The sequence below is a fragment of the Prauserella flavalba genome (genome assembly GCF_003202235.1).
GTDB classification, from domain to species: Bacteria; Actinomycetota; Actinomycetes; order Mycobacteriales; family Pseudonocardiaceae; genus Prauserella_A; species Prauserella_A flavalba.
Genome location: NZ_MASU01000002.1, coordinates 72,124 through 85,243 on the forward strand (window position 1 = coordinate 72,124; position 13,120 = coordinate 85,243).

The following is a 13,120-nucleotide window of genomic DNA, read 5'->3' on the forward strand; positions in this document are numbered from 1 at the left end:
CCTTGCACGGGGGCCGTGGAGCGCAGAGCATTGACGCCGTGTCCGACCTGCTGACCACTCAAGTCATCCCATGGGGTGTCGCGGTGGTCGCGGTCGTCTTCCTGGTGGCCGTCCTGATCAGGAGCCGCAAGCCGAGCGGTGCGATCGACGACGCCGTGCTCGAAGCGGTCTACCTGATGTCGAAGGCGCCGCTGGAGCTGCGTGAGGGCCTCGACCAGGCGGTCGCCGACAAGGTCACCACCCGCCTGCTCCAGCTGCTCAAGTGCATCGCGGTGGGCATCACCGACGGCGAGGGCACGCTGCTTTCCTGGGACGGCGAGGCCAACGACCACTACGTCGACCTGGTCGACACCATCGGCACCGCGATCCGCAAGCACCGCCGCGAGGTCGTCTCGCACGACAAGATGCCCTGCAACCACCGGGGCACATGCCGCATGCGCACCGCGGTGATCGTGCCGCTGATCGTCGAGGGCGAGACCGACGCGGTACTGATCGTCGTCGGCCGCACGCGCGGCAAGCGCATCGTGCACATGGCCGACGCCGTAGCCAGGTTCGTCGGCACCCAGCTCGAGGCGGCCAGGCTCGAGGAGACCAAGCATCAGCTGCACCAGGCCGAGATCAAGGCCCTGCGCGCGCAGATCTCCCCGCACTTCGTCTACAACGCGCTGAACACGATCTCCTCGCTCATCCGGACCGACCCGGAGGAGGCGAGGGAACTGCTGCAGGACTTCGCCGACTTCACGCGCTACTGCTTCCGCACCGAGGGCACGTTCACGACGCTGTCCGACGAGCTGCGCAACATCGACCGCTACCTGACGATCGAGAGCGCCCGCTACGGCGGCAGGCTCAACGTCCGGCTCAAGATCGCGCCCGAGGTGCAGTCGGTGGTCGTGCCGTTCCTGCTCATCCAGCCGCTCGTGGAAAACGCGGTCAAGCACGGCATCGCCACCAAACCCGGCGGCGGCACGGTCACGGTCACCGCGCAGGACTACGGCACCGAGGCCGAGATCAGCGTCGAGGACGACGGCGTCGGCATGGACCCCGAGCTGCTCGACGGGATGCGCGACTCTCGCAGCAGCGCCCACATCGGGCTGACCGGCATCAACCGCCGCATGAACCAGGTGTTCGGCAACAAGTACTCGCTGATGGTCGAAACCGCGCCCGGCGCGGGCATGAAGGTGACCATGCGCGTGCCCAAGTTCGTCAGGGGCGTGCGGCCGGACATGCTGAAGTTCGCCGCCGACGTCCCGGAGCAGCCTGCGCGGCGCAACGGGTCCTCCGCCCGGTCCGCGCTGCCGAGCAGCACCCCCAAAGCTGGCTAGTGTGGGGGCATGGGTACGACACAGCGGCTGACCTCGCGCATCCCGATGATCGGGGACAAGACCGACCGCAAGGACGTGGTCGCCGTCGTGAAGCTGCACGGCGTGATCAACCCCCAGCCGACGCCGCTGGCCAGGGGAGTGATCAACCTGGCCACGGTCGAGACGGCGCTGACCAGGGCCTTCGACCACGATCGGCTGAAGGCCGTCGCCCTGCAGATCAACTCGCCCGGCGGCGCGCCGACGCAGTCGGGACTGATCGCGGAGCGCATCCGGCAGCTGGCCGACAAGAAGAACGTGCCGGTGCTCGCGTTCGCCGAGGACCTCGCCGCGTCCGGCGGGTACTGGCTGGCGTGCGCGGCCGACGAGATCTTCGCCCACCGGACCTCGCTGGTCGGCTCGATCGGCGTGATCAGCGGCGGCTTCGGGTTCACGGGCCTGCTCGACCGGTTCGGCGTCGAGCGCAGGCTCTACACGGCGGGCAAGAACAAGTCCCGGCTCGACCCGTTCAGCCCGGAGAAGCCCGAGGACGTCGAGTGGCTCGGCAAGCTCCACAACCAGCTGCACGAGATGTTCGTCGACTGGGTCCGCGAGCGCAGGGGCGACCGGCTGACCAGCGAGGAGGAGCTGTTCACCGGTGACGTGTGGCTCGGAGCCAAGGCGCAGCGGCTCGGCCTGGTCGACGCCCTCGGCAGCCTGCGCGACGTGCTCGCCGAGCGCTATCCCGACGCCGAGATCGTGTTCGCCGAGCCGAAGAAGCCGCTGCTCGCCCGGCTGGGCATCGGTGCCCCGGCCGCGGCGCTGCTCGACGCGGTGGAGAGCCGGGTCGCGTGGTCACGATTCGGTCTGTAGGCGGCGGCTTTCCCCGCTCGCGGTGCAGACGGTGTAGACATTGGACGCTCGCTTAGGCAGGATGCTTGTCACTGTGAGTACTCACGACGACACCCGCAAGCTCCTCGTCCTCGCGGTGGACGACGAGCTGCACGGGCTTGACCAGCTGCGGCACTGTCTCGAGTCGAACGCGCACGTCGGCCGCGTGATCCCCGCAGTCGACGCGTCCGAGGCCCTGCGCCTGCTCGGCTCAGAGGACGACGAGATCCGCGTGCGCAAGGAACGGGGCATGCCCCCCGTCGACGCCGTGTTCGCCGACATCAACATGCCCGGCCTTTCGGGCATGGAGATGTCGCGGGTCTTCGCGTCGCTCAACCCCGCGCCGGTACTCGTGTTCGTCACCGGCCACGCCACCGAGGCCGTGGACGCGTTCGACCTCGGCGCCGTCGACTACGTGCTCAAGCCCGCCCGCCAGGAGCGGATCGACAAGGCCGTCACCAGGGTCGTGGAGAAGCTGCAGAGCACGCCCGCGCGCGGTGATGCCGGACCGACGGGCGAGGCCGCGCAGACCGACGACGAGGTGATCCCCGTCGAGCTCGCGGGCACCACCAAGCTGATCCCGCGCTCGTCGGTGCGCTGGGTCGAGGCGCAGGGCGACTACGCGAGGCTGTTCACCACCGAAGGCAGCCACCTCGTCCGCATTCCGCTCGCCCAGCTGGAGGAACGCTGGGAGAAGGCGGGCTTCGTGCGCATCCACCGGTCGTTCCTGGTGGCCTTGCCGCTGATCACCGAGCTGCGCATGGGACAGGGCGGCTACCAGGTCGTGATCGGCAACGAGGAGAAGGTCCTTCCGGTCAGCAGGCGGCACACCCGTGAGCTCAAGGACAGGCTGGTCGGCTCGTCCCGCGCCGGGTAGCCGGCCATGACCGACGACTTCTACCGCAATGTCGGAGGCATCCGCGAGCCGGATCCGACGCTCGGCAAGAGCGTCCAGCCGGAGCCCGCGCCCGAACCGGTCCTGCCCGAGCCCGAGCCGCCGCCGAGGGTCCGACGGCAGCGCGTCGTGCTCGCCGAGCCCAGCCGCAGCGCGGGCTCGCTGCGGGCCCGCGTCGAGCTGGAACAGCAGACCAGCTGGGGTGAGCTGCTGATCAAGGACCTGATCAAGGTCCAGCTCCGGTCGGGGGTCGCCCTCGCGCTGCTGGTGCTGGCTGTGCTCGGGGCACTGCCCGCGGTGTTCTTCTTCTGGCCCTCGTTCACCGACCTGCGCTTCGTCGGCATCCCGCTGCCGTGGCTGCTGCTCGGCGTGGCGCCCTTTCCGCTCCTGTTCGGGGTCGGCCTGTGGTACAACCGGCTGGCCGAGCGGCACGAACGTGACTTCGTCGACATGATCGAGAACTGAGCCGGCGGCGCGGTACCGGACTTTTGCGAGGATCTGCCCGTGCAGGTGAACCCGTGGGCGCTGACCAGCGTCGGGCTGGTCATCGTGGTGACCTACTACCTCGGTCGCCGCACGTCCCGGTTCGCCCGTAGCACCCACGACTTCCTGGTCGCCCGCCGCACCGTGCGGTCGCGGCGCAACGCCGCCGCCATCTCCGGCGAGTACATCTCGGCCGCGTCGTTCCTCGGCGTCGCCGGACTGGTGCTCAAGGAGGGCGCCGACGCGCTGTGGTTCCCCATCGGCTTCACCGCCGGATACCTCGCGCTCATGCTGTTCGTCGCCGCGCCGCTGCGCCGCTCGGGCGCCTACACGCTGCCCGACTTCCTGGAGGCCAGGCTCGGCTCCGCATCGCTGCGCACGTTCTCGACCTGGTTCGTCGTGTTCATCGGCATCCTCTACATGCTCCCGCAGCTCCAGGGCGCAGGGCTCGCGCTGAAGACGATCATGCCCGCGCCCGCGTGGGTGGGTTCCGTGCTCGTGACCGTGGTCGTCGCGATCAACGTCATGGGCGGCGGGATGCGGGCGATCACGCTCGTGCAGGCGTTCCAGTACTGGCTGAAGCTCTTCGCGCTCGCCGTGCCTACGTTCGTGCTGTGCGTGGTGTTCTTCGGCAGCGGCGGCTCCGGCTCGGCGGGCTCGCTGGGGCAGCAGCCCCCGCCGCGGTTCACCGACGACACCACGGTGTCGATCGAGACCGACGTGGTGCTGCACGTCGACCGGCCGACGCTCGTGCGCGTCGACGACGAGGAGACCGTGTGGCTGCCCGGCACCGACTACCCCGTCGGCACCGGCACCGAGCTGTTCTTCGCCGAGGACGCCAGGGTGCCGGTGGTCGCCGACGGCGCCCTGACCAACGAGAGCTGGCTGCGCCCGACCAAGGACTCGACCGACCTGCTCTCCACGTACTCGCTGATGTTCGCCCTGTTCCTCGGCACGATGGGCCTGCCGCACGTGCTCGTGCGCTTCTACACCAACCCCGACGGCAAGGCGGCGCGGCGCACGACCGTGCAGGTGCTGCTGCTGCTCGGGCTGTTCTACCTGTTCCCGGTGATGATCGGCGCGCTGTCGCGCATGTACGTGCCAGAGCTGCTGGTCACCGGCAACACCGACGCCGCCGTGTTGCAGGTGCCTTCGGCGATGGTGCCGGGGGTGTTCGGTCAGATCCTCGTGGCCATCACGGCCGCGGGCGCGTTCGCGGCGTTCCTGGCGACGGCGTCCGGGCTGCTCGTGAGCGTGTCCGGGGTGATCGCGACGGACCTGCTCGGGGGCAAGGTCAGGGACTTCCGCGTGGCGACGATCGTCGTGGCCGCCATACCGGCGGGGCTGGCCGTGCTGCTGCCGATCGACGACCTCTCACTGACCGTCGGCATGTCGTTCGCGCTCGCCGCGTCGACCTTCTGCCCGCTGCTGGTGCTCGGGATCTGGTGGCGGAAGCTGACGTGGCTCGGCGCGATGGCAGGCATGTCCGTCGGCGGCGGGCTCGTGCTCACCGCGGTGGTGCTGGGCGCCATCAGCGCGCGAACCGGCGGCTGGGCTCCGTGGTTCATCGAGCAGCCCGCCCTGATCACCGTGCCGGCGGCGTTCCTCTTCACGATCGTCGTGAGCCTCGGCACCGCGCGGCGCGTTCCCGACGACGTCAACGCGGTGATGCTGCGCCTGCACGCGCCCGACCCGCTCGGCTTCATGCGCGACCGGGCCGTCGCGCGCTTCGGCAAGGCCGAGGAACGCGTGCGCACCGGCAAGGGCCGCCACCGGAAATAGGGTCTTCACCTGAGGGCAACGGCCTCACATGCGACGATGGGGACGTGGTGAACCCCGGCGAAGTACCGACGGCTTCCGTGTCCGACCTGCCGTCGCAGGACCTCGTGCTGCTCGACGTCCGCGAGCCCGACGAGTGGGCCGCGGGGCACGCCCCCGAGGCCGTGCACATCCCGCTCGGCGAACTGCCCGCGAGGGCGGCCGAGCTGGCGGAGCTCCCCGACGACAAGCCGCTCTACGTGGTGTGCCGCAGCGGCGGCCGTTCGGCGAGGGCGGCCATGTGGCTCAACGCCGCGGGCATCGCCGACGCGATCAACGTCGCGGGCGGCATGAAGTCGTGGCACACCGAGGGCCGCCCGCTGGTCGGCGACCGTGAGGGTGTGCCGCCCGAGGTGCTCTGAGCCATGCAGCACTGGCAGCCGCGGGGCAGGATGCGCGTGCGGTGGGTCGCGAGCGTGCCCGCCGGCGTTGCCCCGCGCCGCCGTGCGCAGGCTCCCGAGCCCTACACCGGGCCGCCGTTCTACCCGACGCCCCCGCGCTGGGGCTTCCCGAACCTCGCGTGGCGAAGGCCGACGGCCGTGCCGGGCACGGCGTCCGGCGTCCCGGTGCCGTTGCAGCGGCTGCGCATGATCGCCCGCAACACGGTGACGCTGCTGTGGACGCTCGCCGGGCTCGCCGCCGTCGCGGGCGGTGCGGAGATCTGGCGGTACGTGCTGCTGGTGCAGAGCCGCGACTCCGCGCTGAGCCCCGGCGTGGTCGGCGCGTCCGACGCGCTCGTGCTGTCGTTCTCGCTGCTGACCTTCGTGCTGGCCCTGTTCGCCATCGCGGCCACCGTGTGGTGGCTGTTCGTGGCCCGCTCCGCGGCCGCCGACGAGGTTGGTGAGGAGCCGCCGCGCCCGGGCTGGCAGGTGCTGGTGGGCACGCTCGTGCCGGGTCCCAACCTCGTGCTCGCGGGCCCGATCCTCGCCGAACTGGAGCATGCGACCCTGCGCCGCTCGCGCGAGCGGCGGCCCCGGCCCTCGCGGCTGGTGCTCGCCTGGTGGGGGACGTGGCTGCTCAACGCCGTACTGCTGGTGCTCACCGTGAGCTGGCGGCTGAAGGACGGTGTGCAGGCCGATGCCGACGGCGTGGTGCTCTCGGCGCTCACGGACCTCTCGGCGGCCGGTCTCGCGGTGCTGACGGCCCTCGTCGTGAACCGCTTCACGCGCCTGCTGGCGCCGATCGAGGGCCGGATCCTGCGCCCGTTGCGCGTCGTGAGGGTGACCGGCGCGCCCGAGCTGTCGCGCCGCGACCGCCCGGCCACGGCGAGCCGCTGACCCGCGAGTCGTGCGTTCCGGACCGCGAGTCGTGCGCTCCGGACGCCGAGTCGTGCGCTCCGGACCGCGAGTCGTGCGCTCCCGACCTCAGCCGGTGGTCACCGGAAGCGTGCGCAGGCCCCGGATGACGAACTCGGGCCGCCGTTCCGGCTCGCGGGCGAGGCACAGCCCCGGCAGCCGCTCCCGCAGCGCCGCGAGCGCGGCGGCGATCTCGATCCTCGCGAGCGGGGCTCCGAGGCAGTAGTGGATGCCCGCACCGAAACCGAGGTGCGGGTTCGGGAAACGGCCGATGTCGAACGTGTCGGGGGCGGTGAACACCTCGGGGTCCCGCGCGGCGGCGCCCAGCAGCGCCGCGATCTTCTGCCCCTTCGCCACGCGCTGACCGGCGATCTCGACGTCGGCGGTGGCCGTGCGCTCGAAGAGCTGCAGCGGCGAGTCGAACCGGATCAGCTCCTCGGTGGCAGACTCGACCAGCCCCGGGTCGGTGACGAGCCGCTCCCACTGCTCCCGGTGGGTCAGCAGCGCGGTGGTGCCGTTGCCGATCACGTTCACGGTCGCCTCGTGCCCGGCCATGAGCAGCAGGACACCCGTGGCCACCACCTCGTCGCCGGTGAGCTCGGCCGCGACGAGGTGGCTGAGCAGGTCGTCGCCGGGCCGCCGGGCGCGTTCGCCCGCGAGCTCCCGCAGATATCCCGCGAACGCCTCCGCGGCCCCCTCCGCCTCCCGTCGCCGGTCCTCAGGCAGGCCGTACTCGTACATCTTCACGATCTGGTTGCTCCAGCCGACCAGCCGAGGCCCCATGTCCTCGGGCACGCCGAGCAGCTCGGCGATCACGGCGACCGGCAGCGGCTGGGCGACGCGGTCGAGCAGATCGGCCTCGCCGTGCGCGGCGATCTCGTCGGCCAGCGTGCCCACCAGGCGGGCCGCGAGCGCCTCGACCGTGGGGCGCAGGCGCTGGACGTGCCCGCGCACGAACGCCGACGACACGCGCTTGCGCAGCCTCGTGTGCGCGGGCGGCTCGTTCTCCAGCAGCGAGTTCCGATGCAGCAGGTTGAACGACGCGAACTGCTCCACCGGCGTCGCGTCGGTCCAGATCCGGCCGAGCGAACGGTGCCGCAGCACCGCGCCTGCCGCGGCGTGGGAGACGGCGATGAACTGGCCGAGGCCCTCGTGCCAGTGCACCTCGCCCTTCGAGCGCAGCTCGGCGAAGACCGGGTAGGGATCGGCGATGAACGCGGGATCGTCGGCGACGAACATTCGGCGAGCGTAGCTACCCGAGGCCGTCCGCGAGGCGTCGTGGGGCGACCAACCGGTACGCCTCGTGGACCAGCTCGCGCATCTCGGCCCAGTCCACCGGTACGTCCAGGTACACGCCTACCCAGCTCCGGCCCCCATACGGCGGGCGGAAGAACCGTTCGGGATCGGTGGCGACCATCGCCTCCCGTACTCCCGGCGGCGCGGGACACCAGAAGCCGACCCGGCCCGCCGGATGCCGTTCGGAGAAGGTGACCACTGTCTTCCTGCCGACCACCCACGACGGCTCGCCGTGGTTGGCGCGTTCGTACACCTCGGGCAGGGCCAGGCACAGCTCCCGAAGCCGCTGCACCGGATCATCCGTCACGGGTCACATTGTGTAGCGTTTTTCGCGAGACGCGACGCGGGAGGCGAGAACGTGGGCAAGGGTGCGCGGAAGAAGGGCCCCAAGAAGGACCGCAGGCCCAAGGTCAGGGACGTGTTCGTCGCGCGGCCGTTCGAAGGGCTCGCGGCGGAACCCGAACTGATCGCGATGCGCGAGTTCGTGCCGTCGGCCACGGCGAAGCTCCAGCTGGCCGGCGACGCCGAGCGGAAGGTCACGCTCGGCACCGTCCTGCCGATGGCCGCGGCGGCGTTCGTGCGTTCCGACGGCGAGGTGTTCATCGGGATGCAGGTGCAGACCCGCTCCTCCGACATCAGCCGGGACCTCGGCCGGTCGCTGCGCTGGGCGCTCGACGCCAAGCCGGGTGACGTCCTGTCGGTGCCCGACACCACGAGCGAGCCCGCCGAAGGTGAGCGGCTGCAGGACCTCCTGGTGGCCGACGCCGAGCTCGAGGTGACCCTGCACGAGGACTTCTCGTGGTGGCTGCCCGAGGACAGCGACGCCACCGGCGACGTGGCGATGTCGCTGGAACGCGCCAACGCCGCGATCATGCCGACCGAGCGGCTCAGCACGGGCGCCTACTGGGTGCTCGCCGGGGAGAAGGCACACCTGCGCTGGGTGTGGCCCGCCGACGAGAACCGCCTGCTGCAAGCGCTTGCGCGGCTGTCGGCGGCCGGTCAGCTCTCGCTCGGTGACGAGTCCCGCTACGCCGGTTCATTCCGCGCCCACGGGCTGCTCGTGCCGGTGTGGGACCTCGACCCCGAGGCACACGCGCGGGAGTGGATCGAGCCGGCGAAGGAACTCGGCACCCGCCTGCAGCAGGCACTGGAGTCGCTGGACGACGAGCCGCTCAACGCCGCCGAACGGCGCTCCCGTGACGGCCTGATCGGACGCCAGCTCACGCTTCGCTGATGATCCTGCACATCTGTCCCGAGGCGGACTGGGCGGCCGTGCCGGACGGCGGGACGTACCACGCGGCCTCGCTCGACGACGTCGGGTTCGTGCACTGCTCCGACCCGGGGACGGTGCAGTTCCCGGCGACGGCCCTTTACCCCGGCCGCACCGACCTGCTGTTGCTCTGCATCGACCCCGCCCGCCTCGACGTGCCGCTGCGCTGGGAGCCCGCCGTGCCGCCCTCGCCGGGCGCGCCCTGGTTCCCGCACGTCTACGGGCCGATCCCCAAGGACGCCGTGGTGTCCGTGCACCGGTTTCCACCGGAGCCGGACGGTTCGTTCCGGCTGCCCGCCGAGCTGGCCGTGATCAACGCCTGAGCCGGCCGGGGCAACCTCGTGGCTCACTGCGACGTGGACAGGTCAGCCAGGTACGGGCGGTGTCGAGGGAGGCGTTACGGTGACCGCAGTCGCGCCTGCCATCCTGAGGGGGGATGGCCGGGCGGCCACCGCGCGCCAGGAGAGGGGATCGGCCGTGCCCGGCGACCTCACGGACTTCGCTGAGTTCGTCGAGGCGAACCTGCCCGGGTTGCTCCGCTACGGCCACGCGCTGACGGGCAATCCGCACGACGCCGCCGACCTCGTGCAGACGGTGCTGGAGAAGATCGGTTCCCGCTGGTCGCACGTCCTGCACAAGACCGGCGACCCGCTCGCGTACGTGCGCCGGTCGATGGCCAACGCCCACATCAGCCGCTGGCGGCGGCTGCGCAGGGAGAGCCTCGTCGCCGACATCCCCGAGCCCAGCGCGTTCACCCCTGCCGACCCGTTCGAGCACGAGCCGCTGTGGCAGGCACTGCGGGACCTGCCGCCGAGGCAACGCGCGGTCATCGTGCTGCGTTACTACGAGGGATTGTCCGAAGCCGAGATCGCCGCGTCGCTGGGCGTCAGCCCCGGCACGGTGAAGAGCCAGGCCAGCAAGGCCATCGCCTCGCTGCGCGGCAAGCTGCGCGGTGACGAGGAGACCGAAGGGAGGGAAGCGGTGTGACCCACTGGGAGCCCGACGACGACGCGCTCGGCGATGAGCTGCGCAGGCTGTTCGACGACGACCGGCTCGACGTGCGACCGGCCGCGGGCGCGGGCGACGCGATCGTGGCCGGAGCGCGGCGGCGGCGCCGGCGGCGCACGGTCATGGCTGCAGGCGGCGGCACGCTGGCCGTGCTGGCCCTCGTCGGCGGCGGGCTGGCGCTGACCACCCTGCGCGGCGGCGAAGACCACCGGCACCCGCCGGTCGCGGCCATGCCGCAGACCACCACCACGTCCCCGGTCACCAGCGCGCCGTCGGCGAGCTCGCCTTCCGCGGAGCGTTCCGAGCCGACGCCGGGCAGCCCGCAGACGCCGCCGAGCGTCGAGCAGCAGCCGCCGCAGTCCCAGCCGGTGCGTCCGTCCACGAGTACGGAGTCCACGAGCGCGAGCGTGCTCGCCGACCGCCCCGTGCTGGGCACTGACGGTTATCGCCAGCTCGCCCTCGGCATGAGCTACCAGGAGGCCGCCGCGACCGGGCTGCTCGGCCCGGTGGAGACCACCACCGCGCCCGCGGACAACGCCTGTGCGACCTACGCGGTCACCGACGGCGCCAACGCGATCGAGGACGTCACGATCTCCAGCGCGAACGGAATCGTGCGCTTCCGCGCCGCCGACGCGGCGACACCCGAGGGAATAGGCGCTGGATCTTCACTCGATCAGTTGAGGTCCGCTTATTCGGATCTCACTACAGAGCCTAGTGGTTACTCAACGTCGGCCGGCGCGGGTGCGCGTTATTCGTTCGTGGTATCCACCGAGACGGTCACCGAGCTGCAATTGGTCGCGCTGAACAGCGACTGCTGATTCGGTGACGCAACGAGAAAACCCGGGCTGCTCCACAGGGGGAGAGCCCGGGTTTTCTCGTGTCCGCGCGCGTGGGTGGGTCAGAGCTTCCCGCCGGCCACCGGGGGCATGCCGGCGTCGTCGCCGTCTCCGGTGCCCTCGCGGTGCAGGAACTTCTCGACCTCGAACAGGTCACCCTTCGCCCGGTCGTAGACGTTGAGGAGCGTCGTCAGCTTGGAGATCTCCTCGACCTGCTCCTTGAGGAACCACTGGATGAACTGCTCGCTGGTGTAGTCGTCCTCGTCGCGAGCGGCCTTGGCCAGCGCCTTGATGTCGGCGGCGACCTCCTTCTCCTGCTCCAGCGCCAGCTCGACGAGCTCACGGGCGTCGGCGAAGTCGTTGCGGACCTCGCCCGTGCCGGTGATCTCCACGTGGTGGTCGGTGTCCATCATGTACTGGACGAGCGCCATCGCGTGGTTGCGCTCCTCGATGGCCTGGGCGTAGAAGTACTTGGCCAGCTGGGGGAGGTCGTCGTTGTCGAACCACACGGCGAGCGCGACGTACTGCTGGGACGCGTTGAACTCGTTGCGAACCTGCTGCTGCAGCAATTCGTAGAACTTCGAGCGCGGATGCTTCTTGATGGTGGGCATGTATTCGAGAATAGGTGATGCAAGGCCCATTTATCCAGTCGGGGCTGGTGATCTGCGCCCTATTTCCGTACAATTCCTTAGTGAAGGTTTCACTTATTTCGTTTAGCCTCACCTAAGAAATTCGCTATTTCTTAGGTGAGGCTTGCTTGCCTATTGCGGGTCGTGCATTAGTGGGTCGCCGGAATCGGGCTTCTGGAGATCGGGCAGGACATGCATCGCGGCCCGCCCCGGCCCGAGCCGAGCTCCGAGCTGGCCAGCCGCAGCACCTCGATGCCGGCCTCCTCCAGTCGCGCGTTGGTCTCGACGTTGCGCTCGTAGCCCACCACCACGCCGGGGGCCAGCGCCAGCGTGTTGTTCCCGTCGTCCCACTGCTCGCGCTCGGCTGTGACCGGGTCGAGTCCCGTGTCGATCACGTGCAGCCGGTCGATGCACATGGCCTGCGCCGCCGCGGTGAGGAACGGTTCGGGGCCGTCGACGCGCAGGGCGCCGTTGTCGCCGGGCCGCAGGGTGTAGGCGACGAGCGAGTCCCTCGCGAGCGGGTACATCACCACGGCGTCCGGGCCGATCATCGTGCACACGGTGTCCAGGTGCATCGTGGCGCGCGTCTGCGCGATGGGCACCGCGAGCACGGTGTGCGCGATGCCGTCGGCGAACGCGGAGCGTGCCAGTGACTCGGCGCCCGCCGCGGTGGTGCGCTCGCCGACGCCCACGGCCAGCACGCCCGGCGACAGCAGCAGCACGTCGCCGCCCTCGACGGGCGCCGAGTGGGCGCCGTACGCGCGCACGGTGCCGTGGAAGCGCGGGTGGTAGGCGTAGATGATGTCGAGCAGGGCCGTCTCCCTGCGCCGCGCGGGCATCGCCAGCGAGGAGATGGCGACCCTGTCGGCGATCCACACCGACGAGTCCCTGGTGAACAGCAGGTTCGGCAGGGGGTCGACGGCGAAGTCGTGCGGGTGGTTCATCTTCCGCACGAGCGACGCGCCCTCCGAGGCCGGCAGTTCCTCGAACGTCATGCCCGACATGAGGACCTCGGCCATCGTGGCCGCCCCCACGCCGGACAGGTGCGAGCGGAGCGAGTCGGCCAGGTCGGTGCCGAGCCGCCGGTCGTCCACGGCCGCATGCAGCCCGGCCGCGTAGGCCCTCGGATCCGCCAGCGCCTCGCGGAGCAGGTCGGAGAGCAGCAGCACCTCGACGCCGCGTTCCTTCAGCACGCTCGCGAACGCGTCGTGTTCCTGCTGGGCGCGGTCCACCCAGGGGATCGAGTCGAAGAGGAGCTGATCGTTGTTGCGCGGGGTGAGCCTTTTGAGCTCGTTGCCGGGGCGATGCAGCAGCACGGAGCGCAGCGGCCCGACCTCGCTGTCCACGCCCGGGATGATGGTGTCTTCCACGGACGCGAGCGTAATGACTCGGACGGGCCGC

At 70.7% G+C, this 13,120-nt stretch carries 15 protein-coding genes; 11 read left to right on the forward strand and 4 right to left on the reverse strand.

What is annotated here, in order from left to right; translation table 11 throughout:
- Nucleotides 1-29: 29 nt before the first annotated feature.
- From BA062_RS02590 to BA062_RS02620, 7 genes are all read left to right on the forward strand, one after another.
- The gene (locus tag BA062_RS02590; RefSeq protein WP_110334978.1) at nucleotides 30-1,322 is read left to right on the forward strand and encodes a GAF domain-containing sensor histidine kinase; all 1,293 of its coding nucleotides are present in this window, start codon (nucleotides 30-32) and stop codon (nucleotides 1,320-1,322) included.
- Between the two features lie 9 nt (nucleotides 1,323-1,331).
- Nucleotides 1,332-2,171: a S49 family peptidase gene (locus BA062_RS02595; protein WP_110334415.1), complete on the forward strand. Its 840-nt coding sequence runs from the start codon at nucleotides 1,332-1,334 to the stop codon at nucleotides 2,169-2,171.
- 61 nt (nucleotides 2,172-2,232) lie between these two features.
- Nucleotides 2,233-3,066 (forward strand): LytR/AlgR family response regulator transcription factor, encoded by an 834-nt coding sequence (locus BA062_RS02600; protein ID WP_110334416.1) that lies wholly within the window; start codon nucleotides 2,233-2,235, stop codon nucleotides 3,064-3,066.
- 6 nt (nucleotides 3,067-3,072) lie between these two features.
- Nucleotides 3,073-3,549, forward strand: a complete 477-nt coding sequence (locus BA062_RS02605) for a hypothetical protein (protein WP_110334417.1) — start codon at nucleotides 3,073-3,075, stop codon at nucleotides 3,547-3,549.
- 39 nt (nucleotides 3,550-3,588) lie between these two features.
- Nucleotides 3,589-5,349, forward strand: a complete 1,761-nt coding sequence (locus BA062_RS02610) for a sodium/solute symporter (RefSeq protein ID WP_110334418.1) — start codon at nucleotides 3,589-3,591, stop codon at nucleotides 5,347-5,349.
- Between the two features lie 47 nt (nucleotides 5,350-5,396).
- On the forward strand, nucleotides 5,397-5,747 hold the full coding sequence (locus BA062_RS02615) for a rhodanese-like domain-containing protein (RefSeq protein WP_391358005.1): 351 nt from the start codon (nucleotides 5,397-5,399) through the stop codon (nucleotides 5,745-5,747).
- A gap of 3 nt (nucleotides 5,748-5,750) precedes the next feature.
- The gene (locus BA062_RS02620; protein ID WP_210406741.1) at nucleotides 5,751-6,662 is read left to right on the forward strand and encodes a DUF4328 domain-containing protein; all 912 of its coding nucleotides are present in this window, start codon (nucleotides 5,751-5,753) and stop codon (nucleotides 6,660-6,662) included.
- Nucleotides 6,663-6,749: 87 nt separating this feature from the next.
- Here BA062_RS02620 and BA062_RS02625 read toward each other — a convergent pair whose 3' ends face one another.
- Together BA062_RS02625 and BA062_RS02630 are read right to left on the reverse strand one after the other, a co-directional pair.
- On the reverse strand, nucleotides 6,750-7,919 hold the full coding sequence (locus BA062_RS02625) for a cytochrome P450 (RefSeq protein ID WP_110334420.1): 1,170 nt from the start codon (nucleotides 7,917-7,919) through the stop codon (nucleotides 6,750-6,752).
- A gap of 13 nt (nucleotides 7,920-7,932) precedes the next feature.
- Entirely contained in the window at nucleotides 7,933-8,283 is a 351-nt protein-coding gene (locus BA062_RS02630; protein WP_110334421.1) for an MmcQ/YjbR family DNA-binding protein, read from the reverse strand.
- 51 nt (nucleotides 8,284-8,334) lie between these two features.
- Here BA062_RS02630 and BA062_RS02635 point away from each other — a divergent pair, with 51 nt between their 5' ends.
- From BA062_RS02635 to BA062_RS02650, 4 genes are all read left to right on the forward strand, one after another.
- Entirely contained in the window at nucleotides 8,335-9,210 is an 876-nt protein-coding gene (locus BA062_RS02635) for a DUF5926 family protein (protein ID WP_110334422.1), read from the forward strand.
- Entirely contained in the window at nucleotides 9,210-9,569 is a 360-nt protein-coding gene (locus BA062_RS02640; RefSeq protein WP_110334423.1) for a DUF952 domain-containing protein, read from the forward strand. The genes BA062_RS02635 and BA062_RS02640 overlap by 1 nt, the downstream gene beginning before the upstream one ends.
- A gap of 154 nt (nucleotides 9,570-9,723) precedes the next feature.
- Nucleotides 9,724-10,233 (forward strand): SigE family RNA polymerase sigma factor, encoded by a 510-nt coding sequence (locus BA062_RS02645; protein WP_110334424.1) that lies wholly within the window; start codon nucleotides 9,724-9,726, stop codon nucleotides 10,231-10,233.
- Nucleotides 10,230-11,072: a hypothetical protein gene (locus tag BA062_RS02650; RefSeq protein WP_110334425.1), complete on the forward strand. Its 843-nt coding sequence runs from the start codon at nucleotides 10,230-10,232 to the stop codon at nucleotides 11,070-11,072. Before BA062_RS02645 ends, BA062_RS02650 begins: the two co-directional genes overlap by 4 nt.
- Nucleotides 11,073-11,152: 80 nt before the next feature.
- On the opposite strand, the gene BA062_RS02655 is transcribed toward BA062_RS02650, so the two are convergent.
- Complete coding sequence (locus tag BA062_RS02655; RefSeq protein ID WP_110334426.1) at nucleotides 11,153-11,701, reverse strand: ferritin; 549 nt, start codon at nucleotides 11,699-11,701, stop codon at nucleotides 11,153-11,155.
- Nucleotides 11,702-11,868: 167 nt separating this feature from the next.
- Nucleotides 11,869-13,089, reverse strand: coding sequence for an arginine deiminase (locus BA062_RS02660; RefSeq protein WP_110334427.1), 1,221 nt, complete (start codon nucleotides 13,087-13,089; stop codon nucleotides 11,869-11,871).
- Nucleotides 13,090-13,120: the final 31 nt, after the last annotated feature.